Source organism: Nannocystis exedens (genome assembly GCF_002343915.1).
GTDB lineage: Bacteria > Myxococcota_A > Polyangia > Nannocystales > Nannocystaceae > Nannocystis > Nannocystis exedens.
Window position 1 is genome coordinate 617,390 of the sequence record NZ_NETK01000002.1, and the last position, 24,165, is coordinate 641,554.

The 24,165-nt window shown below is 72.3% G+C and carries 14 protein-coding genes and 1 pseudogene; 11 read left to right on the forward strand and 4 right to left on the reverse strand.

Annotated features, from left to right (window positions below):
• Positions 1 to 41: 41 nt before the first annotated feature.
• Both NAEX_RS46395 and NAEX_RS46400 read left to right on the forward strand, forming a co-directional pair.
• Positions 42 to 929, forward strand: a complete 888-nt coding sequence (locus NAEX_RS46395) for a hypothetical protein (RefSeq protein ID WP_211302635.1) — start codon at positions 42 to 44, stop codon at positions 927 to 929.
• A 19-nt stretch (positions 930 to 948) separates the two neighbouring features.
• The gene (locus NAEX_RS46400) at positions 949 to 1,413 is read left to right on the forward strand and encodes a hypothetical protein (protein ID WP_096334345.1); all 465 of its coding nucleotides are present in this window, start codon (positions 949 to 951) and stop codon (positions 1,411 to 1,413) included.
• Positions 1,414 to 1,514: 101 nt separating this feature from the next.
• Here the strand turns inward: NAEX_RS46400 and NAEX_RS46405 are convergent, their stop codons facing one another.
• Entirely contained in the window at positions 1,515 to 2,576 is a 1,062-nt protein-coding gene (locus NAEX_RS46405; protein ID WP_096334346.1) for a hypothetical protein, read from the reverse strand.
• A 188-nt stretch (positions 2,577 to 2,764) separates the two neighbouring features.
• On the opposite strand from NAEX_RS46405, the gene NAEX_RS46410 reads away from it, so the two are divergent.
• Both NAEX_RS46410 and NAEX_RS46415 read left to right on the forward strand, forming a co-directional pair.
• On the forward strand, positions 2,765 to 6,703 hold the full coding sequence (locus NAEX_RS46410; RefSeq protein WP_170136614.1) for an adenylate/guanylate cyclase domain-containing protein: 3,939 nt from the start codon (positions 2,765 to 2,767) through the stop codon (positions 6,701 to 6,703).
• 43 nt (positions 6,704 to 6,746) lie between these two features.
• Positions 6,747 to 7,349, forward strand: a complete 603-nt coding sequence (locus tag NAEX_RS46415; RefSeq protein ID WP_096334348.1) for a hypothetical protein — start codon at positions 6,747 to 6,749, stop codon at positions 7,347 to 7,349.
• Positions 7,350 to 7,467: 118 nt separating this feature from the next.
• Here NAEX_RS46415 and cls read toward each other — a convergent pair whose 3' ends face one another.
• Complete coding sequence (gene cls, locus NAEX_RS46420) at positions 7,468 to 8,937, reverse strand: cardiolipin synthase (protein ID WP_170136615.1); 1,470 nt, start codon at positions 8,935 to 8,937, stop codon at positions 7,468 to 7,470.
• Positions 8,938 to 8,982: 45 nt separating this feature from the next.
• Here cls and NAEX_RS46425 point away from each other — a divergent pair, with 45 nt between their 5' ends.
• Entirely contained in the window at positions 8,983 to 10,353 is a 1,371-nt protein-coding gene (locus tag NAEX_RS46425; RefSeq protein WP_096334478.1) for an aldehyde dehydrogenase family protein, read from the forward strand.
• 793 nt (positions 10,354 to 11,146) lie between these two features.
• Here the strand turns inward: NAEX_RS46425 and NAEX_RS54860 are convergent.
• Together NAEX_RS54860 and NAEX_RS46430 are read right to left on the reverse strand one after the other, a co-directional pair.
• Positions 11,147 to 12,442: pseudogene (locus tag NAEX_RS54860) on the reverse strand (peptidase MA family metallohydrolase); the annotation flags it as partial.
• Positions 12,439 to 15,504, reverse strand: a complete 3,066-nt coding sequence (locus NAEX_RS46430) for a DUF4175 family protein (RefSeq protein WP_143140158.1) — start codon at positions 15,502 to 15,504, stop codon at positions 12,439 to 12,441. The gene NAEX_RS46430 and the pseudogene NAEX_RS54860, both read right to left, overlap by 4 nt.
• 149 nt (positions 15,505 to 15,653) lie before the next feature.
• On the opposite strand from NAEX_RS46430, the gene NAEX_RS46440 reads away from it, so the two are divergent.
• The 6 genes from NAEX_RS46440 to NAEX_RS46465 all read left to right on the forward strand — a co-directional run bounded on the left by NAEX_RS46440 (position 15,654) and on the right by NAEX_RS46465 (position 24,141).
• Positions 15,654 to 16,319 carry an RNA polymerase sigma factor gene (locus NAEX_RS46440; RefSeq protein ID WP_170136616.1) on the forward strand — a complete coding sequence of 222 codons (666 nt, stop codon included), beginning with the start codon at positions 15,654 to 15,656 and terminating at the stop codon, positions 16,317 to 16,319.
• Positions 16,316 to 16,960, forward strand: coding sequence for an anti-sigma factor family protein (locus tag NAEX_RS46445; RefSeq protein WP_096334352.1), 645 nt, complete (start codon positions 16,316 to 16,318; stop codon positions 16,958 to 16,960). Before NAEX_RS46440 ends, NAEX_RS46445 begins: the two co-directional genes overlap by 4 nt.
• Positions 16,957 to 17,466: a hypothetical protein gene (locus NAEX_RS46450; RefSeq protein ID WP_143140157.1), complete on the forward strand. Its 510-nt coding sequence runs from the start codon at positions 16,957 to 16,959 to the stop codon at positions 17,464 to 17,466. Before NAEX_RS46445 ends, NAEX_RS46450 begins: the two co-directional genes overlap by 4 nt.
• A gap of 138 nt (positions 17,467 to 17,604) precedes the next feature.
• Positions 17,605 to 20,001: a biosynthetic peptidoglycan transglycosylase gene (locus NAEX_RS46455; protein ID WP_096334354.1), complete on the forward strand. Its 2,397-nt coding sequence runs from the start codon at positions 17,605 to 17,607 to the stop codon at positions 19,999 to 20,001.
• Between the two features lie 35 nt (positions 20,002 to 20,036).
• Complete coding sequence (locus NAEX_RS46460; protein WP_143140156.1) at positions 20,037 to 21,479, forward strand: hypothetical protein; 1,443 nt, start codon at positions 20,037 to 20,039, stop codon at positions 21,477 to 21,479.
• Between the two features lie 238 nt (positions 21,480 to 21,717).
• On the forward strand, positions 21,718 to 24,141 hold the full coding sequence (locus tag NAEX_RS46465) for a penicillin-binding protein 1A (RefSeq protein WP_096334356.1): 2,424 nt from the start codon (positions 21,718 to 21,720) through the stop codon (positions 24,139 to 24,141).
• The last annotated feature ends 24 nt before the right edge of the window (positions 24,142 to 24,165 follow it).

Sequence of the window (24,165 nt, forward strand, 5' to 3'; positions counted from 1 at the left end):
ACACTCATGGGATGACGGTGTTTCGGTTGCGGTCCCGGCGCGTGACGGCCCCCGGCGTGACGGCTCTCGCGGTCAGCCTGATCCTCGCCTGCGGAGCCCGCAGCGGTCCGGCCGACGAGGACACCGACGGCGGCACCGGCGTGACGCCGGTCGATCCGCGTGAAGGTGGCTGCGACAACCCGATCGTCCTGCCGCTCGCCAACATCGAGGTGCGCGGGCGACTGCAGGGGCCGAGCCGCGTCGAGGGCTGGTGCGGCGACGGCATCCACGACGGCGGCGCCGAGGACACGTACCTCATCGCCCCCGCGGCCGACACCGACGTCCTGCTGCTGATGCAGCCGACCACCGAGTTCACGCCGACGCTCCGGGTCACGCGCGACGGCTGCTACATGGACGAGAACAACCTCCCGCGCGTGTGCGCGGCGCCGTACGGCGACGTCCCGTTCCGCCACTTCTTCGCCGAGGCCGGCCACGAGTACTTCGTCACCGTCGACTCGCCCGAGGGCACCGACGGCCACTACGCGATGCAGGTCGTGTACACCGCGCCGCCGATCGAGGGCTGCCCGGTCCACTCGACGCAGATCAACCAGGAGCCGGGCGGCTTCTTCACGTGGAGTAACGAGCTCGGCGGCCGCGCCGGCTCGGTCGACGGCCGCTGCGGCGGACCTGGCGCGGAGAACATGTTCCAGCTCAACGTGTTCACGCCCGGCGCGATCACCTTCACCGTCACCGCCGACGCCTCGTTCGCGCCGGTGCTCAGCATCCGCACCGGCTGCGGCGGCTCGACCGAGCTGACCTGCACGTCGATGGCGGAGCAGGGCACCTCGAACTTCTCGCTGACGTGGAACTTCGACCCCGGCGTCTACTTCGTGGTCATCGACCAGAACGACGTCCTCGGCGGGTCCTACAAGCTCGACGTGGCCTCGTAGCGCGTCCCCGGGGTCCCGCGTGTTCATCCGCCTCCGCGCCGCCCGGCCCGAAGACTGGACCGGCAAGCTCAGCGACTTCCTGGTCGGCCTGGTGTTCCTGTCGGCCACGGTCGCGGTGCTGCTGGCGCGCTTGCCCGACGCGTGGGTCGAGGCGGTCGACGGCCGGCGCTGGATCATCCGCGCCGCGCTGATCGTCGTGCTGCTGTGGCTGAACCAGTGGATCGGCAACCTGGTCCGCACGATCCTGCCGCGCGCGCCGTACCTGTTCGGCCGCACGCTGACGGTCCGCGAGCGCGGCCGCCGGGTCCGCCTGCCGGTCCGCGAGATCGCCCGGATCTACGTCGAGCCGCGCCCGCCGGGCGAGCGCGACACCTTCGTCGTCGCGCTCAAGAACGGCCAGACCTACGACCTGTGCCCGATCGCCTGGCAGGGGGCGGCCCGCCTGTACGCCCGCCTGGTCCGGGCGTTGCCGCGGCCACGCTGAGCTGTCTGAAAGGACAGGACCCGGCGAGCAGGTCGGAGAGGACAGGGTCGAGCGGGCAGGTTCGAGCGGGCAGGTCCTCGAGGACAGGGGCGCTCGCCGGCTCAGGTCGGCAGGCGCGAGACCTGCAGCGTGTACTCGCTGCACGACTGGTCGTTGGCGACCCGGATCACCCGGATGAACACCTTGGCCGGCCACGGCACGTTGTTGAGGTAGTTCGGGTTCGGGTTCGGGTTCGGGTTCGGCGGGGTGTGGGCGTCGAAGAACTCCCACTCGCGGGCGGGCGGCGTGCCGGGGCCGTAGGTCGGGTTCAGGCCCTCGAACGGCATCTTGTTGCAGGCCGTGTAGACCTCGAAGCGGTAGTCGGGGTTGGCGGGGTCGCCCGGGTTGACCGCGAAGACGGCGGCGATCTTGCCGGCGTTGGGCCGGTTGCCCATCGCCATCGCCTCGGGGAATTCGACCCAGTACCAGTCCTCCTGGCCGTTGCCGGGGCCGTTGTCGATCCCGGTGATCGAGCCCTTGATCGGAGGGACGACGCCGCCTTCGGCGATCACGCCGAGAGCGCCCGCCATCGCCTCGGCGCAGGTGTCCGAGGCCTTGTCGGGGGGCGTGACCGCGCACTCGCAGTCCATGCCGTCGGAGGCGTCGGGGTTGGCGTCGTCGCAGTCGGGGCCGGGGTCGTCGGGGCCGTACTGGTCGCAGCCGACCCAGAAGCCGTCCATGTCGGCGTCCACGCAGGTGCCGCAGCTCTGCCACGAGTTGTAGCTGGCGTCGTCGCAGTCGGGCCCGGCGCTGCAGCCCTCGCCGTGGAGATCGCCGTCGTCGTCGACGCAGTCCGGGTCGGGAAGGGTGGTGGTCCCGACGGTCGGGTCGCCGGTGGGATCGCCGCTGGTCGGGTCGGAGTCGGAGGTCGGCCCCGGGCCGGTCGGCGCGCTCGTCTCGGAGTCGGACATGCTGCCGCCGACGGTCGGGGTGGGATCGGTTTCGCTGGCCGGCTGCCCGGTCTCGGTCCCGGGCGTGCTGTTGCTGCCGTTCCCCTGGCTGTCGAACGGGTTCGTCGACCCGGCCCCAGGATCTCCGCCGGCGCACGCGCCCAGGTGCGCAGCGGCGAGGAGCACGAGCGAGAGCCGGACGAGGGTCGGGGTGGGCCTGGACGCTCCGAGCATCCTCCCCACAATACACAAGGACTCGCCCGCCTTCGCACTTTGGCGCATGTGAGCTCGAGGGTGGGGCCGATTCCGCGGGTCCCGCCGGTCGCCGCCGAGCGCCGGTTTCGCGGTCGCGATCCGGGAGACGCAAACATCGCCTTGCGACGCGCCGGAGGCGAGCGGCTTTGGTACGATGCCGCCCGACCTTGCCCGAGCTGTTCAAAGCGCTGGCGAGCTACATCCCGGCAATCGTCACGCGGCGGCTCTCGGTCGACCCGCGTCCGCTGCACCAACCGCAAGCCGAGATCGTAGCCGCCGCAGTCCTCTGCGCCGACGTCTCCGGCTTCACGGCCCTGACCGAGGCGCTCGCCAAGCAAGGGCCCGCGGGCGTCGAGAAGGTGGCCGCGGGCCTCAACACGTACTTCGGCCGGCTGATCGAGATCACCGCGGCGCACGGCGGCGACGTCGTCAAGTTCGCCGGCGACGCGCTCACGGCGGTGTGGGTCGCCGAGGGCTCGTCGGCCCGCGCGGCCGAGGCCGCGGTCGCGTGCGGGCTGGCGATCCAGGCCGCTTTGCACGCGTGCCCGATCGACGACGGCATCGAGCTGTCGCTGCGGATCGGCGTGGCCGCCGGACGGATCGCGCTGGTCCACGTCGGCGGGCTCGGCGGCCGCTGGGAGCTCGTGCTCGTCGGGCCGGCGATCGAGGCGGTGCGGCGGGCCCAGACGTTCGCGCGCCCCGGCGAGGTGGTGATCGACAAGCGCGTGTGGACCATGCTCGGCGGCCGCGTCGACGGCGAGAGCCGCGGCGAGCACGGGTTTGGCCGCGTGGTCGCGCTGCGCGAGCCGGTGGTGCCGTCGCCGCTGGTGCGCCCGCAGCTGCCCGACGCGGCCGAGGCGGCGCTGCGAGGCTACGTGCCCCCGGCGGTGATCGCCCGCCTGTCGGCCGGCCAGAGCAGCTTCCTCGCCGAGCTGCGCCGGCTCAGCGTCCTGTTCATCAACTTCCCCGACCTCAAGCACCAGACGCCGCTGATGGAGGCGCAAGAGGTCATGATCGCGGTGCAGCAGATCGTCGAGTCGTGGGAGGGCACGATCGGCCACCTCAGCGTCGACGATCACGGGACCACGGTGCTGGTCGCGTTCGGCCTGCCGCCGCTGGCCCACGAGGACGATCCGGTGCGCGCGATCGAGGCCGCGCAGCAGGTCCGCGAGCTCCACAAGCGCCTCGGCTGGCGGGCCACCTGCGGGATCGCCTCCGGGCGGGCGTTCTGCGGCACCGTCGGCAGCGCCGAACGTTGCGAGTACACGGTCCTCGGCGACGTGGTCAACCTGGCCGCGCGGCTGATGCAGGCCGGCGACGGCAAGGCCGTGCTGTGCGACCACTACACCTTCGTCGCCACCCGGGGGCAGTTCCTGTTCGAGGGCCTGCCGCCGATCTCGGTCAAGGGCAAGGAAGGCACCATCTCGATCTACACCCCGGCGAGCGCGCGGCTGCCGGGGCGCAGCCAGAAGGAGCGCGCCGTCTCGGGCCCGCTGCCGGTGGCGGGCGGCGCCAGGGCGGCGCTGGTCGGGCGCATGCGCGAGCGCGGCGTGCTGATCAACGGCCTGCACGAGGTGCTGCGCGGCCGCAGCGCGACGATCGTGGTCGAGGGCGAGGCCGGGCTCGGCAAGACGCGCCTGGCCGACGACCTGCTCGAGCAGGCCGAGGCCGCCGGGGCGATGCGCCTGCTCGGCGCGCGCGAGATCAGCGACGCGGCCGGCCCGTACCACGCGTGGCTGCCGATCTTCGCCACCATCTTCGGCCTGAACCAAGGGACAGATCAGGGCTCCGACCCGTGGCAGCGGGTGGTCTCGGGGCTGCGGCGGCTGGTGCCGGCGGCGGTGTCGCGGGCGCCGCTGCTCGGGGCGGTGCTGCCGATCGACGCCGTCGACAACGACCGCACCGCGCCGCTGCAGGGCCGCGCGCGCGCCGAGCAGACCCGCGTCCTGCTGGTCCAGATCCTGCTCGCCTACCTCAAGGGCAACCCGGCGGTGCTGCTGCTGGAGGACGCCCAGCGGTTCGACTCGGCCTCGTGGGCGCTGCTCGCCGACGTGCGCGAGGAGGTCCAGCCGCTCCTGTGCGTGATCGTCACCGGGCCGGTCGACAGCGACACCGCGGCGGCCGAGCTGCGCCAGATCCTCGCCGACCACGGCACCTATCACCTGCAGCTGCAGCCGCTGTCGCTGGTCGAGACCGAGAACCTGGTGTGCCGCCGCCTCGGCGTGTCGCGCCTGCCGCCCGAGGTCGCCAGCTTCATCTACGAGCGCGCCGAGGGCCACCCGTTCTTCTCCGAGGAGCTGGCCTCGGCGCTGCGCGACGCCGGCTTCATCACGATCTGGAACGGCGAGTGCCTGCTGTCCCATGAGGCAGGTGACCTGCGCACCGCGAAGTTCCCCGACAACCTCGAGGCGGTGATCACGAGCCGCATCGATCGCCTGCAGCAGCAGCACCAGCTGGTGCTCAAGGTCGGCGCGGTGCTCGGGCGCGTGTTCTCGCTGAGCCTGTTGCGGGCGATCTATCCGATCGAGGCCGACAAGGCCCAGCTGCCCGAGTACCTGCAGGCGCTCGAGCGCCGCGGCCTGCTGGTGCCCAAGCCGCACGCCGCCGAGGGCACGTTCCTGTTCAAGCACGCGCTGACGCAGGAGGTCGCCTACAACCTGCTGCCGTTCGCGCAGCGGCAGCAGCTGCACCAGGCGGTCGCCGAGCACTTCGAGCGCGCGCACGGCAGCAAGCTCGAGCTGTACTACCCGCTGCTGGCCCACCACTGGTACCGCGTGGTCGCCTCGTCGGCGCTGGTGCCCGGCGGCGGGCGGCCGAGCCCGGAGCTGATCGGCCGCGCCGTGCTCTACCTGCAGCGCGCCGGCGAGCAGGCGATCCGCAACGACGCCGGGCAGGAGGCCGTGCAGCACTACAGCCACGCGATCGAGCTGCTGCGCCACCTGCCCGAGAGCCCGGAGCGGGTCGAGCAGGAGATCGGGCTGCAGATCGGCCTCGGCAACGCCCAGGTCGCGACCCTCGGCTTCGGCTCCGACGAGGTCGAGCAGACGTTCGCGCGGGCCCGCGAGCTGTGCCGCGAGGTCGGCGACACGCGCCACCTGTTCCCGGTGCTGTTCGGCCTGTGGCAGCACTACGTCGTGCGCGCCCAGCTCGACGTGGCCCGCGAGCTCGCCGAGCAGATGCTGATGTTCGCCGAGCGCCGGCGCCAGCGCGTGCCGCTGCTGGTGTCGCACCGCGGGCTCGGCACCCAGCTGTTCCACCAGGGGGACTTCGAACGCTCGCGCGCCCACCTCGAGCGCTCGATCGTCCTCTACGCCCCCGACTTCGACCGCAACCTCGGCCACCTCTACATCCACGACCCGCGGATCGCCGCCCTGGCGATCCTGTCGCTGACGCTGTGGATGCTCGGACGCACGGCGGAGGCGCTCGAGCGCAGCCGCGTGTCGATCGCGCTGGCCCGCGAGCTCGGCCACGGCTTCTCGACCACGTTCGCGCTGGTGGTCGCGTCGATCCTGCGCCAGATCCTCCGCGACGTCGAGGGCGCCCGCACCCACGCCGACCAGGTCTACCAGCTCAAGGCCGAGGCCACGCTCGGCGCGTGGGTCAGCTTCGCCGACGCCATCCGCGCCTGGGCGATGGCCGAGCTCGGCCAGCACGACGAGGGCCTCGACCTGCTGCGTCAGGCGCTCATCGAGCTGCAGGCCGCCGGCATGGGCATGTTCATGCCGTGGACGTTCTCTGTCTTTGCCGACCTGTGCATAAGGGCAGGTCGCATCGACGAGGGGCTCAGCGTGATCGGCGAGGCGATGGAGTCGTCGCGGCTCAGCGGGGCCCGCTGGTGGGAGGCGGAGCTGATGCGCCAGCGCGCCGAGATCCTGCACGAGATGGGCGAGGTCGAGGAGGCCGCGCTGCTGCTGCACGAGGCCCTCGAGCTCGCCCGCGAGCAGGGGGCGCGCGCGCTCGAGCTGCGCGCCGGGCTCAGCATGGCGCGCCTGTTCCCCGACGACCCCTCGGCGCGAGCCCGGCTGAAGACGCTGCACGACGACCTGGTCGACAAGGTCGACGACATGCTGCTGGCGGCGCTGGCGGCGGCGGCGGCCGGCGGCTGAGGGCGGGGGCCGCCGCGACGGCTTCTGTTATGGTTGCCGGGCCATGTGGAAGAAGCTGGCGATCGTCCTGCTGGTCCTCCTGCTGCTCGCCGGCGGGGTGGTCACCTATCTGTGGCTGCAGGTCACGGCGCTGCCCGACTGGTACACCGACCTGGCCCGGGAGGACGCGCCCGCGGCCGTCGAGGACGCCGGCGGCAAGCTGCAGTGGCAGCCGGCGGAGGGCCACGCCGGGCGCAAGGAGCTGCGCAACTTCCACCGCAAGGCCGCGCGCTCGGCCCCCGAGGTCAAGGAGGTGATCAAGGCCTCGCGCGCGACCTTCGAGGACGGCCAGCTCGAGGCCGGCGTGGTCGCCGACCTGCGCAAGCTGCCGAAGGACAAGATGAGCGGCGACCAGCAGGGCCTGTTCGAGCGCGCCCGCCAGGCGTTCCCGTCGCTGACCGAGCGCGACGTGTACATCGGCGTCGAGGACCCGTCGCCGGTGCTGAAGAACGGCCGCGTGACGATGGGCCCGAGCGCGCGCGTCAAGATCGGCAAGTTCACGTACTCGCTCGACGGCGCGGCCGAGAAGCTCGGCATGACGCCCGAGAAGCTGCGCGCCGAGCTCGAGAAGCACATGCGCGAGCTCGGCGTCGAGGCGCCGAGCTGAGGCGAGCAGGGCGGCCCGGGGTTGTTCTGAGGGACATGCTCGATCGGGCATGCCCCAAGGAGCATGCCCGATCGAGCATGCCCGCGCGGACGGCCCCGTCGGGCCCGCGCCGTGCGGCTCACAGGAGCGGCGAGAGCAGGCGGGCGAAGCCCTCGCCGAGGCGCCGCGGCAGCGTCAGCTGCTTGCGCGTCTCGGGCCGCACCTCGAGCGCCTGGGCCAGCTCCTTGGTGAACACGCCGGCGAGGTCGAGCGTGAGCCGGCGGTCGTAGAACAGCGCCGTGACCTCGTAGTTGAGGTAGAAGCTGCGCACGTCCATGTTGGCCGAGCCGATCGCGGCCACACGGTCGTCGACCAGCAGGTACTTGGCGTGCAGCATGCCGGGCAGGTACTCGTAGATCCGGCAGCCGGCGGCCAGCAGCTCGTCGTAGTAGCTGGCGCCGGCGAGGCTGACGAGGGTCGAGTCGTTGTTGCGCGGCAGGGGCACGAGCAGCCGCAGGTCGCAGCCGCGCAGCGCCGCGGTCTTGAGCGCGAGCGACAGCGGCTCGTCGGGCACGAAGTAGGGCGTGGCGATCCAGCAGCGCTCCTGCGCCGAGGCGATCGCGGCGGTGAACTGGGCCGCGATCGCGTCGATGAACGGCAGGTCGGGGCCGCTCGGGACGATCTGCAGCATCGGTCCGCACGAGTGCCTCGGCGGGCGCGCCAGCAGGTCGGCGAGCTGCCGCGCGAACGCCGGATCCTCGGCGTGATCGTCGGAGTGCGCGGCCAGCCAGTCCTCGAGGAAGATCGCCTGCAGGCCGAGCACCGCGTCGCCCGTGATCCGCACCTGGAGGTCCGACCACGGCCGCGCCCCGAGCCCACGCCCGAGGTACTCGTCGCCGACGTTGAGGCCGCCGGTGAAGCCGAGGTCGCCGTCGACGATGACGATCTTGCGGTGGTTGCGGAAGTTGATCATGAGCGGGCGGTAGCGCAGCCGCACCGCGCCGAACGTGAGCACCTGCCCGCCGGCCGTGACCACCCGCTCGAACAGCTCGCGCGGGGTGCCGAGGCAGCCGAATTCGTCGTAGAGCAGCCGCACCTCGACGCCCGCGCGCGCGCGCTCGCACAGCAGGTCGATCCAGCGCCGCCCGGTGTCGTCGTCGCGCCAGATGTACATGGCGATGTGGATCTGCTGCTTCGCGCCGGCGATCGCGGCCTCCATCGCGGCGAACGCGTGCGCCGGATCGGCCAGCAGGTCGACCGAGTCGGCCCGCCGCAGCGGCGCGGCCGAACTGTTGAGCGCCAGCGCGACGAGCCCGCGCAGCGGCTGATCGAGCTCCTCCAGCGGCGTCTCGAGCGGCAACAGCCCGCGCGTGACGTCGGTCGGGTTGACGCTGCGCCGCGCTCGTAACCGCCTGCGCCGCCGCACGCCGGCGCGCCCCAGCAGGAAGTAGAGGCACAGCCCGAACAGCGGCAGGAAGATCAGCGCGAGGAGCCACGCGAGCGCGGCGCTCGGACGTCTGCGCTCCAGCAGCACCAGGGCCGTGATGCCGATCACGTACAGGACGGTGACGAGCTGGATGAACCAGAGCTCGGTGAAGACTTCGGGCAACGGGCGACAAGTGTAGCGCGGCGAGCGGCAGCTATAGTTACGTCGATGTCCCCGGAGCGCCTCGTCCCGCACAATCCGGCCACCGGCCAGCCGCTCGAGCCGGTCGACTGCACCACGCCCGAGGGCGTCCGCGAAACCGTCGCTCGCGCCCGTACCGCCCAGCGCGCCTGGGCGGCCACCGCCGCCGACGCGCGCGCGCGCCAGATCCGTGCGCTCGCGCAGGCGATCGGCGACCACGCCGACGCGCTCGGGCGCTCGATCAGCGACGAGATGGGCAAGCCGATCCGCGAGGCCCGGGCCGAGGCCCGCAGCGTCGCCGTTCGCGTCGAATCGTTCGTCCGCGCCGCCGATCAGGCGCTCGCCGACGACGACGGGGTCGAGAACGGGATCCGCGTGCGCGTGCGCTGGCGTCCGCTCGGCGTGGTGGGAGTGATCGCCCCCTGGAATTACCCGGTGGCGACGCCCAGTAACCTGCTGCTGTCGGCCCTGCTCACCGGCAACGCGGCGGTGTTCAAGCCGTCGGAGTACACGCCGCACACCGGGGCGCTGCTCCATCGCCTGTACGCCGAGACATTGCCCGAAGGACTGGTCGGCCTGGTCCAAGGGGCAGGGAGCGTCGGGGCCGCGCTGGTCGCCAGCGACGTCGACATGATCGCGTTCACCGGCTCGATCGCCACCGGCCAGGCGATCATGCGCGAGGCGGCGACGACGATGAAGCGGCTGGTGCTCGAGCTCGGCGGCAAGGATCCGATGATCGTGCTGCCCGGCGCCGACCTGCAGGCCGCGGCCCGCTACGCCGCCGACGAGGCGCTGCGCAACGCCGGGCAGGTGTGCGTCAGCGTCGAGCGCATCATCGTCCACGCCGACGTCGCCGCGGAGTTCACCCGTCGCGTGGCCGACCTCGTGCGCGCGGTGAAGCCCGGCGATCCGCGCGACGAGTCGACGGCGTTCGGGCCGATGGCCAGCGCCCGTCAGCGCGACCTGGTGCTCGAGCAATTGGCCGACGCGCGCCGCCGCGGCGCGACCTTCGTGATCGAGGGCCAGGCCCAGGGCCCCGGCTTCTACCTCACGCCCAGCGTCGTCACCGACCTCAAGCCGGAGATGACGCTCGTGAAGGACGAGACCTTCGGACCGGTGGTGGCGATCCAGGTCGCGCGCGACGTCGAGGAGGCGGTGCAGCTGGCCAACGACACCCGCTACGGGCTCGGCGCGAGCGTGTGGGGCCCCCCGGGGCCGGAGCTCGACGCGGTCGCCGATCGCATCGAGGCCGGCATGGTCGGGGTCAACCGCGGCCTGTCCACCGCCGCCGGCGGGCCGTGGGTCGGCTGGAAGATGTCGGGCCTCGGCTATACGCGCAGCGTCGCCGGCATGCGGCACTTCCTGCAGCCGCAGTCGCAAGCCCGTCGCGCCGAGTGACGCACCCGCGCGGTCGGCCACGAGGCGGTCGCCGCGCCGCTCGAGCGATCGCGCGGACCCCGAGGTTGCCGGTGCATGGTTCCTCGCGCCGGCGTTCGCGGGTGACAGCGATCGCCACGCAGCGGCTACGTCGTCGCGGTCGGCCTGCGGGTTCGCTGCGCGCCGGCGGTGGCGCGACCCGTCGCCCGCCGGGCCCCGCTGTCGAGCGCCCGAACGGTGAATTACGGCGCAGCGGCGCGGGTGGATCGACGAGGTCGGCCGGACCCCGGACGACTCGGTCGCAGCGCGGTCGCGCCGGGGCCACCTGCGCGAGGTCGCAGTGCAGCGCCGGGATGAACGGGTTCACACGCACCGCTCGCGCGAGCGCGAGGCGGGCGCCCGCGAGGTCGCCGACGAGTCGCAGCGCGCGTCCCTCGGCGGCGGCGAGGTTCGGCTGCTCCGGGTCGTCCTCGCCGGCGCGGCGCAGCAGCGGCACGGCACGCGCTGCCTTGCCGAGCTGGAGATAGAGCTCGCCGAGGCGCCGCGCGAGCTTCGGATCGTCGCGCACGCGCGGGTCGGCGGCTCGCGCCTTCTCGTATTGCCTGGCCGCGGCGCCGAGGTGACCGCGCAGCGTGAGCAGCACGCCGAGCCGCGCGTGTTGACGCGCCGCGCCGCCGCCGAGGTGCGAGAACACGTCGCCGAGCAGCGAGAGATCTTCGCCCGCCTCGGCCGCGGCCTGCTGATCGGGCGCGAGGAACTGCAGCTTGCGCAGCGCGCCGCCCGGCTTGCCCGCGGTGCGCTTCTTCATCACGTCGCGCCAGTGGGCGTCGAAGCGCTCGAAGCTGTCGCCCCACGCGCTGGCCAGCGCGGCCTCGGCGTCTTCGCCGGCGGCGACGCGGCGCAGCAGCTCGTCGATGCCGGCGCCGCCGCGCTCCTCGCGGAGCACGCCGAGCATGGTCTGGACCTGGGCGTAGGCGAGGGCGGCCCGCTCCTGCGACGGCAGCATCGCCAGCGACGGGTACATCTCGGCGAACGTGACGAGGTCGTCGGCCGCGAGCGCCTTGGCCAGCAGCTTGCGCGCGGGCGGCTCGAGCGGCAGCGGCTCGGGGCTGCGCCAGCGCGTCTCGAGCAGCTTGGCGAGGCCCTCCTGCAGCCACACCGGGGCGCGGTTGCGGGTCTTGAGCGTGACGAGGTAGTGGACGTACTCGTGGACGGCGGTGTCGATCCAGCCGTAGCCGTAGAGCATCACCCGCGGCGAGACCATGACGATCCGCCGGTACTTGGTGATGCCGACGGTGCCGGTCGTGTACACGTTCTCGCGCGTGAGCGGCGAGACGAGCGCGAGCTTGACGGCGTCGTCGAGGATCTCGAAGCGCACCGGGTGATCGGGCTCGATGCCGAGGTCGGCGGCGAACGCCTCGCGGGCCGCGGCCATCGCCGCGAACAGGTAGGGCGCGATGAGCTCGTCCTTGGCGTTGGCGAACACGAGCTCGACCTGCCCGTCGGGGCTGGTGAGCTTCGTGGCCGCTCCGAGCGCCCGCTGGGCCCCGCGCGCGAGGTCGAGGTAGTGCTGGGCCTCCTCGCGCAGCGCCCCCGCCGGCGGCAGCTGCCCCGAGGCGACCGCGCCGGCGAGCAGCGACTCGGCCTCGGGGTAGGTCGCGCGGTGGAACGCCAGCACGCCGGCCTTGACGTCGCGGGCCGAGCCGACCGGCATGGCGGCGACGGCGTCGGCGGCGTCGGCGAGGTCCCAGGCGTTGATCGAGCCGTCGAAGCGCTCGGCGAGCTCCGACCAGGCCTCGGCGTCGCTCACCGGCCCGGCGACCGCGAGCGGTCCGCCTGGCGTTTGCGCCCTGGCCAGGAGGACAGGGTCCCCGGGACCGGGCCGAACGGATAGATCGGGGCGACCCGAAAAACCTGGCGCTTCGGACCTGGCCGAAAGGATATGGTTCGCAGGCCCTGTTGCATCGGACATGGCCGAAAGGGCGTGTCCCGGAGGACCGGGCTCCAGGCGCATGTCCGCATCGACATGTCCTTTTGGACCGGCGGCCTCGCAGCCGACGAGGGCCAGGGCGAGGGCGGCGCTGCGCCGCAGGGAGGGCCGGGACGTCATCGCAGGAGCTCCTCGTAGTAGCGCTCGACCGAGCCGCGGAAGCCCTCCGGAGCGCGCTCCTTCATCGCCTCCATCAGCTCGTCGCGGAGCGAGCGGTCGCGTTCGGTCTCGGTCGAGACCTCGTCGGGGTCGGGCGCGGTCTGCGGCGGGGACGAGCTGTCGCGCAGGCTGTCGAGCGCGCGCTGCAGACCGCCGAGCGCGCCGCTCTGGCGCTCGACCGCCGGCCCCCCGCGCCGCTCGCCGAGCGCGCCGCTGCTCGAGTCCATCTCGGAGATCGCGCCACGCATCGCGTGCTTGCCGGGGTCGGGCAGGTAGCGGGCGTTGGGGCCGTCCAGCACCTGCTCGGCGCGGGCGCGCAGACCCTGCTGCTTCTGCGCCAGGGCGTCGAAGCGGGCCTGGGCGGCCTCGTCCAGGCCCTCGCTCGGGGCCGGGAGCTGGGCCTCGAGCAGCTTGCGGAGCGCGTCGCCTCGCTCGCGCAGCGGCCCGAGCTGGCGCCGCTCCTGCGAGTCCTCGCCCGCGCCGGCGACCGCCCGTTCGAGCGCCTGCGCAGCGGCCCGCGCGGCCTCGGCGGCGGGGAGAGCCTTGGGCTCGCCGGCCTGCGCCTCGGCGGCGACGCGCTGCAGCTGCTCGCGGGCGTCCTCGAGCGCGCGGCGAGCGTCACGACCGAGGCGAGCGTCGTTGATCGCGTCGAGCGCCTTGCCCATCGCGGCGGCCTGCTTGGCGGCCTGCTGCGCGGTCGCCTGGTCGAGGGGGCGGCTTCCGGCCTGCTTGCGCCACTGCTCGTGGAGCGACCGGCTCTCGCCGCGCAGGCCGGTCTCCTCGTCCTGGATCCGGCTGATCTCGCGCATGAGCTCCATGCGCGCCCGCTCCTCGGGCGTCATCGCGGCGCCGGGCCCCGCGGCCATGCGATCCTGGACGCCGCTGCGGAGCTTTCGCAGCTCGTCGAGGACGCCGCGGGCCCGATCGAGCGCGCCGTCGACGTCGCCCTGGCGCAGCTGCTCGCCGACGTCCTGCTGGCGCAGCTGCTCGGCCATCGCCTCGAAGGCGTCGGTATTGAGGAATTCCTGGCCGAGCTCCTTGTCGAGCTTGGCTCGCGCCTCCGACAGCCGCCGCAGGTCCTCGCGGATCCGCTGCTGCAGCTGATCGACCTCGCCGCGCACGCTCTCGTCGCCGGCCTTGAGCCGCTCGAGCAGGTCGACGAGCTTCTGCTGCGAGGTCTGCAGGCGGGCCACGAGCTGCTCGATCTGCGCCAGCAGCTCGTTGTCGACCAGATCGTCGAGGCGGATGACCTCGTCCTCGAGCTGGGTCAGCTGCAGCCGATTGGTCGCCAGCAGCTTGCCCAGCGTCCGCGCGGCCGCGTCCGGGCGCTCGTCCTCGGCGCCGGGCGGGAGCTCCTCGTGCTCGGCCGACTCGCGCCGGTGCAGCTCCATCAGCCGCTTGTGGACGCCGACGAGGACCGCGACGTCGCGCGGCGGCGCCAGCGTGTCGACCGACAGCGCGTCGATGGCGGTGCTGATCGCGGACAGCAGGCCGCCCGAGGCGGCGAGCAGCTCGCGCATGCCGGCGATCCGCCGCGGCGGGTCGCCGTCCTCGACGGCGGGACCGTCGTCGGCGCGGGACAGATTTGGCTCTTCGGTCAGCATGCGCCGCGCCAGCAGATCGACGGCGCTGTCGCGCAGCGCGGCGAGGTCGGCCAGGTTCTCGGCGTGCTCGGTCTCCTGGTCGCGGATCTGCAGGGTCAACTTGGCCGAGCGCGCGACCTTGCCGGGCGGGTCCGTCAGCGGGACGAGGCCGAGCCCCGGGTCGTTGTCGCGGACCTCGATCCAGTAGGTGAGCCGCCCGCGATCCTCGACCGGCAGCGACGACAGGTCCCAGGTGTAGCGGTGCTGCCAGGTGCGGGCGCGCGGCGGCGGGGCGCCCGCGTCGAGGCGCACCGGCTGCTTGTCGCCGCCCTCGAACACGAGCACCGCGCTGGCGATGCCGAAGTCGTCGCGGGCCTTGAAGCGCAGCTCGATGCTGTCGAGCTCGCTCGGGGCGCTCTGCGAGCGGGGCAGGGGCAGGAGCTCGATCTCCGGCGGCTCGTCGGCCTCGATCTCGAGCGGCGCCGGGGCCGAGCGGGCGGGCACGTCCTCGCCCTCGGGAGTGACGACGACGTGCCAGCTGCCGGCGCCGCGCACGACGAAGCGGCCGCGCCACTTGCCGTCTGTCTCTTGGGACAGGTCGATGCGCTCGGGGGCCGGCGGCTCGGACAGGGAACCCTGGTCGTAGCTGAGGATCACGTGCACGGCGCTGGCCGGCTTGCGCGTCTCGAGCTCGACCTCGGTCTCGGTGCCGGCGAGGGCCCGTACGGCGCCGCTGGGGTTGATGAGCTGCCGCGGCACTCGCCCGCTGTACTCGGGGTAGCGCAGGGTGAGGCTGAGCGCGGACCAGACCGGCTCGGGCGGGGCCGGCGGACGGCCGTCTTCGGCGGCGAGCGACAGCTCGAGCCCGCGCGCGAACTCGGGATAGCCGGCGAGCACGGCCCCGAGCAGGGCGAGGAGCGCGGTGGCGAGCGCCGGGACGCGGAGGTTGGCCGGCGGAGCGGCGAGCTCCGGCCGCGCTTCGGTGAGCGACCACTCGACCTGGCGCACGTAGGCGGCCGCGAGGTCCTGCGAGCCGCGGTGACCGCCCGGCCCGGCGAGCAAAAGCTCGGTGGCGCCGAGGATCTCGCGGCGCAGCGAGCCGTCCGAGCGGAGAAAAGGTGACGCCTCGCGGGGTCGGCGCGTGAGCGCCCCGCGGAATTGGGCTATGGTAAGCGCCGTCCGATGGGGAGTCCCAGTCAGTGCGAGGATCCGACGCCACGCGCGTCCGAACAGGGCCAGCAGCGTGACGACGGCGCCAGCGAGCCAGCCGGCGGCCGCGAGATCGCCGCGCAAGGTCCAGCCGGCGAGCCCGGCCGCGACCACGGCCAAGGCCACAAGGAGGGCGGCGCAGTGGAGCGCCGCCGCCGCGAGCTCCCGCCGACGCACGACCCGGCGAACGGCGGCCAAAAACTCGAGCAGAGACGGGGGACGGACGTTCATGAGGCCCGGCGGGAGCGTCGGTCGCTCTTCGGTATATCCCCCTTAAACCACTTCGTCACGGTCCGGATCCGCCAGGCGCTCCGGCAACTCCCCCGCGCGCTGGCCGCGCTCTGAATAGGGCGGCCGCGCGCTCGTAGAAGGACGCTCACGTGGTTCCTCCAGAAGCCGACGACCAAGCCCTGGTCGAAGCGTGTCGCCAGGGCGACCGGCAAGCTTTCCGCCTCCTGACGCAGCGCTACCAGCGCAAGGTCTACTCGATCGCGTACGGGTTCCTGCGCAACCCCGAAGACGCGCTCGACGTCGTGCAGGAGAGCTTCATCAAGGTCCACCGGTACCTCCACAATTTCGAGGGCAACTCGAGCTTTTACACGTGGCTGTACCGGATCGTCACCAACCTCTGCATCGACCACATCCGCAAGAACCGGCGCCACAAGGATCTCGAGTTCGACGACGGGTTGCGCCACGACGACGACGGTGACACGGCGTATGTGCCGCCGTCGCCGCTCGGCGACCCCGCCAGCCTGGTGCAGCGGCGGGAGATCCTGGAGGCCGTGCAGGACGGGCTCCAGCACCTCAGTGACAAGCACCGCGCCGTGATCGTGATGCGCGAGCTCCAGGGCATGTCGTACGAAGAGATGGCGCGCACGATGGGCTGCTCGAAGGGCACGATCATGAGCCGGCTCTTCCACGCCCGGCGCAACATGCAGCGCCTCCTCACCGAGCGGCTGGGCTACGTACCGAGCGGGCCGACCGGCGGGGCCGATGAAGATTCCGACGCTGAGCGCGTCCCAGCACCACAAGCCATGCTGCCATGACCGAGCCGCACTTCGACCCGCAGCAACTCAACGCCTTCCTCGACGGCGAGCTTTCAGCGCCGGAGCGCGCCGAAGTCGAGCGGCTGCTCACGACCAACCCGGAGGCCAGCGCCTACCTCGCCGGGTTGAAGGCGCTCCAGAGCGCCGTGGTCGCCGGCTTCGAGGCCGAAGCGGCCAAGGTGCCGGAGGCGCGGTTCGAACAGATCTGGGACGAGATCGAGCGCACCCTCGACCGAGATCTCCGTTTGCAGAAGGCGCCCGAGCCGGCGCCGTCGCTGTGGGCGCGGCTGCGTGGGGTGCTTCGCCCCGTGTTCGTGCCAGTGGCGTCGGCGGCGGCGGTGGCGGGCCTGGTGGCAGTGCTCTGGAGCGGGCGCGGCGCCGTCGAGGGCCCGGCGGACACGACGCCGACGATCGCGGCGAAGCCGGCGCCCGAACAACCTGTCCTCGCGGACAGCTCGAAGCCGGCGGCCGAGGAGGGCGACGTCGTGTTGCCCGAGCCGAACGGCGGGCCGGCGCACATTCAACGGATCGATTGGGGCGTCAAGTCGGGACGCATCAGCGAGATCGAGGGCAAGCGCAACACGACCACGGTGATCTGGATCTCCGACGACGACCCTAGCAGCAGTGAGCGTTCCTTATGATGTACAAGTCGACCACGAAGCGGCTGTTGGCCACGTCCGTCGTTGCCGTCCTGCTCCCCGGCGTTGTCGGGAGCGCCTACCTCGTGCCGGACGTGGCGCACGCCGAGGTCAAGACCGTCGCGTGCAAGGTCACCGCCTTCCTGGCCCAGAAGGACGGCGACGGCACCATCCCCGCGGACCTGAAGTTCCTCGAGGAGCAGCTGCACGACGACTCGTTCGCGGCGTTCAAGGGCTTCCGCTTGCTCGAGACCAAATCGCTGCGCCTCGGCGTCGACAAGCCCGGGCTCGCGGCGCTCAAGTCCGGCTTCCAGCTCAAGCTCAGCCTGCTCGGCGAGGCCAACAACAAGCTCAAGCTGCACGCCAACCTGCTCGCTCCCGGCCGCGACGCGCCGCTCGTCGACACCGACTACGCGATCGACGACAACGGCCTGCTCCTGGTCGGCGGCGTGCGCCACCTCGAGGGCAAGATCTTCTTCGCCATCCAGTGTGGCAAGCAGCCGAGCTGAAGCGACCGGCGCCGCGTGACCGCGCGAGTCCGCCTCCGTGCCGGGGCGTCACCGCGCTCCGCGGCGTCTGCTCGTTTGCTCGAAGGGCGGCCGGGCGGTACTCTGAGCCGCCTTTTCGCCGCCCCGGCGCGTCCGGCCATGACCCCCCCTGAGCCCACGAAGAGCCCGAGGCCCCGCTGGCGCCGCGTCGCGCTCATCGGCGGCTCGCTCGGCGCGCTGGTCCTCGGCGGGCTCGCGGTCGCCGTCGCCACGTTCCCGCGGTGGGGCGACAGCTGGGTGCAGGACCATGCGCTGCAGCGCCTGCAGAAGATCGCCGGGGTGCCCGTCACGATCTCGCGGCTCGACCTGGTCGACTTCGACAGCGTCGTGGTCGAGGGCGTCGAGCTGTCGTTCGGCCCGGACGCGTCGCTCGTCGTCGATCGCATCGACGTCGGGATCGACGGCGACTCCCTGTGGTCGGGGCAGGTCGTCGTCGAGCGCGTGCGGGCCGTGGGCGGTCGCCTCACGGGCGACGGCGCCACGCTCCGCGACTACGCCCGGGACCTGCGAGCGCGCCTGTCGGCGCCCCGCGACGGCGGCGAGGGCCGGGTCAAGCTGGTGCCGCCCAAGGCAACCCTCGAGCGGCTGCAGCTCGAGCTGCGCGACGATCTCGGCGGCCGCCCGCTGACGCTGCGCGGCGTGGCGGCGGCCGAGGTGCAGCTGACCGATCGGACAGTTGCGCTCAAGCTGGCGGACGTCGAGGCCTCGGTCGGCGAGCGGGCGCTGCGAGCGGCTGCGCTGGCGACCCACGTCGACCTGTCGCAAGGGACAGAGAGTGCGTTTCCCCTGACGATCGCGGTCGATCGGGCTGCGACGGCGGTCACCCCGCAGATCGCCGTCGCCGAGATCCGCGGCGACGTGACCCTCGCCGACGCCTCGGCCAGCCGGGTGCGGCTCGACCTCGCCGGCGGCTTCTCCGACGAGGTCACCGGCGACGAGGAGCACGACGCGTCGGCGCCGCTGTGGGCGCTCACCGGCGACGTGGCCCGCGACCTGTCCGACGGCACGGTGACCCTCAACATGGACGCGTTCAAGCTCGGGCGCGTCCCCGACGTGCTCGCGCGGCTCCCCTTGATCCAGTCGGAGTCGGCGACGATCGGCGGCGATCTGAAGGTCGCGTTCGCCGGGGGCAAGGCCAACCTCGTCGGCGACCTCCAGATCGCGGGCCTCAACGTCGACCACCCGCTGCTGGCGCGCCAGCCGGTCCGTGGCCTCGGGTTCTCGCTCGCGCTGGCGGCCGACGTCGACCCCCACGAGCGGGTGGTGAAGATCGAGCAGGCGACGCTGCAGCGCGGGCCGGTGAAGCTGGCGCTGGCGGGCGAGTTCGTGCACGCCGACGACCCGGCGGCGCGCCGCTACCGGGCCGACCTGACGATGCCGAAGGTCCGCTGCCAGGAGTTCTTGAACGCGATCCCGGCCGAGCTGGTGCCGAGCCTCCAGGGCTTCGAGCTCAAGGGCGACTTCGAGTTCGAGATCAGCGCCGACATCGACTTCCGCGACCTCGACGCGCTGGTGCTCACGGCCAAGCTCAAGCCGGAGACGTGCAAGCCGGTCAAGGTGCCGCAGCTGGTGTCGGCGACCCGGCTCAACGGGCCGATCGTGCACCGCGTGGTCATGCGCGACGGGACCGAGCGCTCGGTCGACGTCAGCGAGGGCTCGGCCGACTACACGCCGCTCGATCAGATCTCGCCCTACGTGCTGGCGGCGGTGATGACGACCGAAGACGGCGGGTTCTGGAAGCACAAGGGCTTCATCACCTCGCAGTTCCGCGCCGCGCTGCGCAGCAACCTCGAGGCGGGCAGGGTCCGCCTCGGCGCGTCGACGATCACCATGCAGATGGTCAAGAACGTGCTGCTCAGCCACGAGCGCACGCTCTCACGCAAGATGCAGGAGGTGTTCCTGACCTGGTACGTCGAGCAGTCGCTGACGAAGAACCGGATCATGGAGCTCTACCTCAACGTGATCGAGTTCGGGCCCGGGATCTACGGCATCACGCGCGCGGCCTCGCACTACTTCGCCAAGGCGCCGGCCGACCTCACGCCGCCCGAGGCGGCCTACCTGGCGCTGATGCTCCCGAGCCCGGTGCGCCGCCACGTCCACTACTGCGAGGGCGCCCCTTCGCCGGCGTTTCAGGCCAAGCTCAAGCGACTGCTGGCGATCATGCACAGCCGCGGGCGCCTCGACCCGGAGACGTTCGAGCAGTGGAAGGACGAGGGGGTCGTGTTCGACGCGACGGACCTTACGAGCAAGAGGGAGTGCCTGGCGGAGGTCGAGCGCCTCCTGGCCGCGTCGGCCCAACAGCGCTCGCTGACCGGCCTGCTCGACGACGGCCAGGACATCGTCGATCTGTCGATCGACGCCGAGCCGCTGGCCGACGCCACCGGCGGCAAGCCGAAGCCGCGCGGGCCGAAGGCCGGCTTCGAGGACGCCACGCTCGAGGTCATCGGCGGCCTGGACGAGGGCGACGAAGCGCGCCCGGCGAGACGACAGCCATGAGCCGTCGCGCCCTCGGCTTTGTTGTCTTTGCGAGCATGTCCTTGTGGACAGCTCGTGCCTCGGCCCAGGAGGTGCTGATCGAGGCCGACGCCAGCCCGCGCCCGCCGGAGTACCAGGTGCGCAAGGTCCACGGCGACATCCGCTTCGGCGCCGGCTTCGGGTTCGTCGCCGAGGATCCGATCTTCAGCGCCGAGCCGTCGTTCGGCCTCGACCTCCGCGACATCGCGCCGGTGCAGCTGCGGCTCGGCGCGCCGGTCCACATCCGCATGTACGATCGCGATCCCGAGCAGGGGCCGGTGGTCCGCAACACCGAGTGGGACGAGGCGGGCGACTACCTGGCGATCTTGCAGCGGCTGCAGTACAGCGGCGACTACGTGTTCGGGCGCGAGGGTCGGGTGCTGATCGACCTGCGCGTCGGCGACCTCCAGCGGGTCCAGGTCGGGCACGGCAGCCTGGTCCGCGGCTACGCCAACAGCCTCGACCTCGATCGCCGGCGCAGCGGCGTCGATCTCGACGCGCGTATCGAGGGCCTCCTGCTCGAGCACCCCGCGGGCGCCGAGATCGCGTTCGTGGCGGGTGATCTCGCGGGCCAGCAGATCTTCGGCACCCGGATCGCGGCCGACTGGGCGGGCGCGGCGCTCGGGTTCTCGGTGTTCGGCGATCCGTACGCGCCGCGCACCCTGGTGCCGTGGGACGGTCGCCCCGACGCGCTGACGGTCGACAGCAAGAACCGACTGCAGACCACGGGCTCGCTCGGGGCGATGGCGATGGGCCTCGACCTCAGCTACCGCTGGACCGATCGCTGGCGGTTCCTCGTCACCCCGTACCTCGACCTCAACCTCATGCCCGGGCTCGGCAAGGGCATGCACCTCGGCCTCGACACCGAGTTCATCCTCGGTCGTCGTCGTCGCGCGCGCCTCGGGGTGGTCGCCGAGCTGACGGTGGGCGACCGCGGCTACGACCCGACGTACTTCGACGTCTTCTACACGATGCAGCGCATGCAGGCGCAGTTCGTCGCGTACCCCGGCGACCTGCCGGCGGACTTCGCTACGACCGCGCTGCCGAAGTACAGCTTCGTCCTGCAGAACGACCTGAGCGGCGTCGGCGGTTACGGCGCGATCCGCTTCGCCCACGACGACGGCGCGTTCTTCGAGACCGGCTACCGCTACCGGCCGGGCCCGCTCGGGCACACCTGGGAGACGCGGCTCGGCGTCGACCTCGAGGTCGTGCAGCTGTCGCTGCTGCATGCGCACCGCGGCAAGCTCGGGTTCGACATCATCGATCCCGCGGGCAGCCTGGCCCGCTTCGACCTCAACGTCCCGGTGCTGCGCTGGCTCGACGTGTTCGCCCAGGCCGGGTTCCAGTACCAGGTCCGCCGCGCGCCCGGCGAGACGGCGGCCGCGCGTCAGCCCGCGGGCGGGTTCGTCGGCGGCGGCGGCCTTATGCTCCTCGGAGTCGCGGGCAAGTTCGGCTGGTGATCATGACATGTTCCTTCGCTACTGACCCAACAGACAGGTACTCGCCTGCGTCCGGCCCGGGCGGCGCGCGCCGGGGCGCTGGCGGAGCCGACGCCGACGGGCGCGGACCGGCGTTGCGGACGCGAGCGCGCCGGGACATTGACAGGGCGGCGGGCGTCGTGTTTGGAACCATGCCGAGTTCGATGTCCGGAATCAGGCGGCAGAGCGCAGGAGTACAAGGCGACGGGAGGTTCACGCCGTGAACGACGCGCCGCGGACAGGTCGCTCGCGCCTGCGGAAGATCGGGCTGTGGTGCCTCGGCCTGGCCGGGACCGGCATGGTCCTCGGGGCAGGTACGGTGGCCGGCGTGTTCTGGTACTACGGGCGCGGCATCGAGGGCATCGACGTCGCCGCGATCCGCGACTACCGGCCGCCGCAGGTCACGCGGATCGTCTCGCGCGACGGCGTGGTGATCGGCGAGATCTTCAGCGAGCGGCGCACGCTGGTCGGCTACGAGGACATCCCGGCCCACGTCGAGAACGCCTTCCTCGCCGCCGAGGACGCCGACTTCTACAACCACGAGGGCATGGACTACGTCGGCATGGTCCGCGCCATGCTGAGCAACATCGAGGCCGGCGAGATCCGCCAGGGCGCGTCGACGATCACGCAGCAGGTGGTGAAGAACTTCCTCCTGTCGCCGGAGCGGACCTTCGAGCGCAAGATCCAGGAGATCCTGCTGGCACGCCGGCTCGAGCGCGCGCTCAGCAAGCGCGAGATCCTCGAGCTGTACCTCAACGAGATTTACTTCGGCCACGGCCGCTACGGCATCGAGGAGGCCAGCCGCTTCTACTTCGGCAAGAGCGTCCGCGACATCAACGTCGGGCAGGCCGCGCTGCTGGCCTCGCTGCCGAAGGCGCCCGGCAAGTCGTCGCCGCTCAAGGATCCGCAGCGCTCGAAGGAGCGCCAGATCTACGTGCTGCAGCAGATGGTGCGGCACGGGTGGATCCAGCCGATCGAGGCCGACAAGTTCATCCAGGGGCCGCTCGAGCTGAGCCCGCAGACGCAGGACGCGGTGGTGGTCGCGGGCGCGCAGGAGTTCGTCGACGCGGCCCGCGAGAAGCTGATCGCGACGTACGGCCAGGAGCGGCTCGATCGCCTCGGCGCGACGGTGACGACCACGGTCGACCTCAAGCTGCAGGCCGAGGCCCACAAGGGCCTGATGGAGGGGCTCGTCGCGCTCGATCGCCGCCAGGGCTACGGCCACAAGATCAAGCCGACGCCGGAGAAGCAGCAGGCCAAGGTGCTCGAGAAGGGCAAGGGCCCGCTGCAGGTCGGCGCGGTGCTGCCGGCGCTGATCCAGCCGCGTGAGGCGAGCACGCCGGCCGACTCGTTCGTGGCGCTGGTCGGCGACAACCGGGTGCTGGTGAGGGTCCCCGAGGGCTCGCGCTACGACGATCCGAAGCTGTCGATCGACGAGCAGTTTCCGCCCACGGGGGTGGCGATGGTGCGCATCGTGTCGCTGCCCACCGCCGACCAGCCGGCGCACGGCGAGATCGGCTCGGGGCCGCAGGCGGCCGTGCTGGTGGCGGCCGTCGACACCGGCGAGGTGCTGGCGATGGTCGGCGGCGAGAACTACCAGCGCGGCGACTTCAACCGCGCGACGGCGGCCAAGCGCCAGCCGGGCTCGTCGTTCAAGCCGTTCGTCTACGGCGCGGCGCTGGCCACCGAGAAGTACACGGCGGCGACGATCGTCAACGACTCGCCCGAAATCTACGAGAAGTGGCGGCCGACCAACTTCGAGGCCGACGAGTACCGCGGCGACATCCGCTTGCGCGTGGCGCTGACGCACTCGGTGAACACGATCGCGATCAAGCTGCTCGACGCGATCGGCTTCGAGGCCGCGCACACTTTCGCGCGGGCCGCGGGGATCCGCGGCGAGCTGGCGAGCAACCTCGCGCTCGCGCTCGGCGTCAGCGAGCTGACCCCGTTCGACGTGCTGTCCGGCTACCTCACGCTCGCGCGCGGCGGGTCGCAGCTCGAGCCGACGGTGATCCGCAAGATCGAAATCCCGGGCGAGCCGGCGTGGACGCCCGAGCGCGCGCCGCAGCAAACGCTGCGCGACGACATCGTCTTCATCCTCACCTCGATGATGACGAGCGTGGTCGAGGAGGGCACCGCCAGGGCCGCGCGCGCGCTGGGTCGACCCTCGGCCGGCAAGACGGGGACCTCGGCCGAGCACCGCGACGCGTGGTACGCGGGGTACACCCCGCGCCACGTCGCGGTCGCGTGGGTCGGCTTCGACGTGCCGAAGAAGATCGGCAAGGGCGAGACCGGCGGCAAGGCGGCGCTGCCGATCTGGATCGCGGCGATGAAGGCCGCCGAGGCCGACGAGCCGCCGCTGCCGTTCGTGCCGCCGGCGTCGGTGCAGGTGCGCACGATCGACCGGCGCACCGGCCTGCTGGCGCCCGCGGACGCCAAGCCGGAGGACGTGCTCGAGGAGTACTTCATCGCCGGCACCGAGCCGATCGAGACCGCCGAGCCCGCGGCCCTGCCGACCGGCGACGTCGTCCTCGATCTCTACGGGGACGGCGACGAGCACGCCGACGCCGCGCCCGGCGCCGAGTCGCCCGGCCCCGAAGAGCCCAAGAACGGGCTCCCGAGCGTCCACGACGACCCAGGTTGAAGTCTTGATGCTACTGTACGAAGC

Coding starts and splice junctions, on each gene's coding strand:
- NAEX_RS46405 (WP_096334346.1), bottom strand. CDS start 2,576: ATGCTCGGAGCGTCCAGGCCCACCCCGACCCTCGTCCGGCTCTCGCTC.
- NAEX_RS46415 (WP_096334348.1), top strand. CDS start 6,747: ATGTGGAAGAAGCTGGCGATCGTCCTGCTGGTCCTCCTGCTGCTCGCC.
- NAEX_RS46425 (WP_096334478.1), top strand. CDS start 8,983: ATGTCCCCGGAGCGCCTCGTCCCGCACAATCCGGCCACCGGCCAGCCG.
- NAEX_RS46430 (WP_143140158.1), bottom strand. CDS start 15,504: ATGAACGTCCGTCCCCCGTCTCTGCTCGAGTTTTTGGCCGCCGTTCGC.
- NAEX_RS46445 (WP_096334352.1), top strand. CDS start 16,316: ATGACCGAGCCGCACTTCGACCCGCAGCAACTCAACGCCTTCCTCGAC.
- NAEX_RS46450 (WP_143140157.1), top strand. CDS start 16,957: ATGATGTACAAGTCGACCACGAAGCGGCTGTTGGCCACGTCCGTCGTT.
- NAEX_RS46455 (WP_096334354.1), top strand. CDS start 17,605: ATGACCCCCCCTGAGCCCACGAAGAGCCCGAGGCCCCGCTGGCGCCGC.
- NAEX_RS46460 (WP_143140156.1), top strand. CDS start 20,037: ATGTCCTTGTGGACAGCTCGTGCCTCGGCCCAGGAGGTGCTGATCGAG.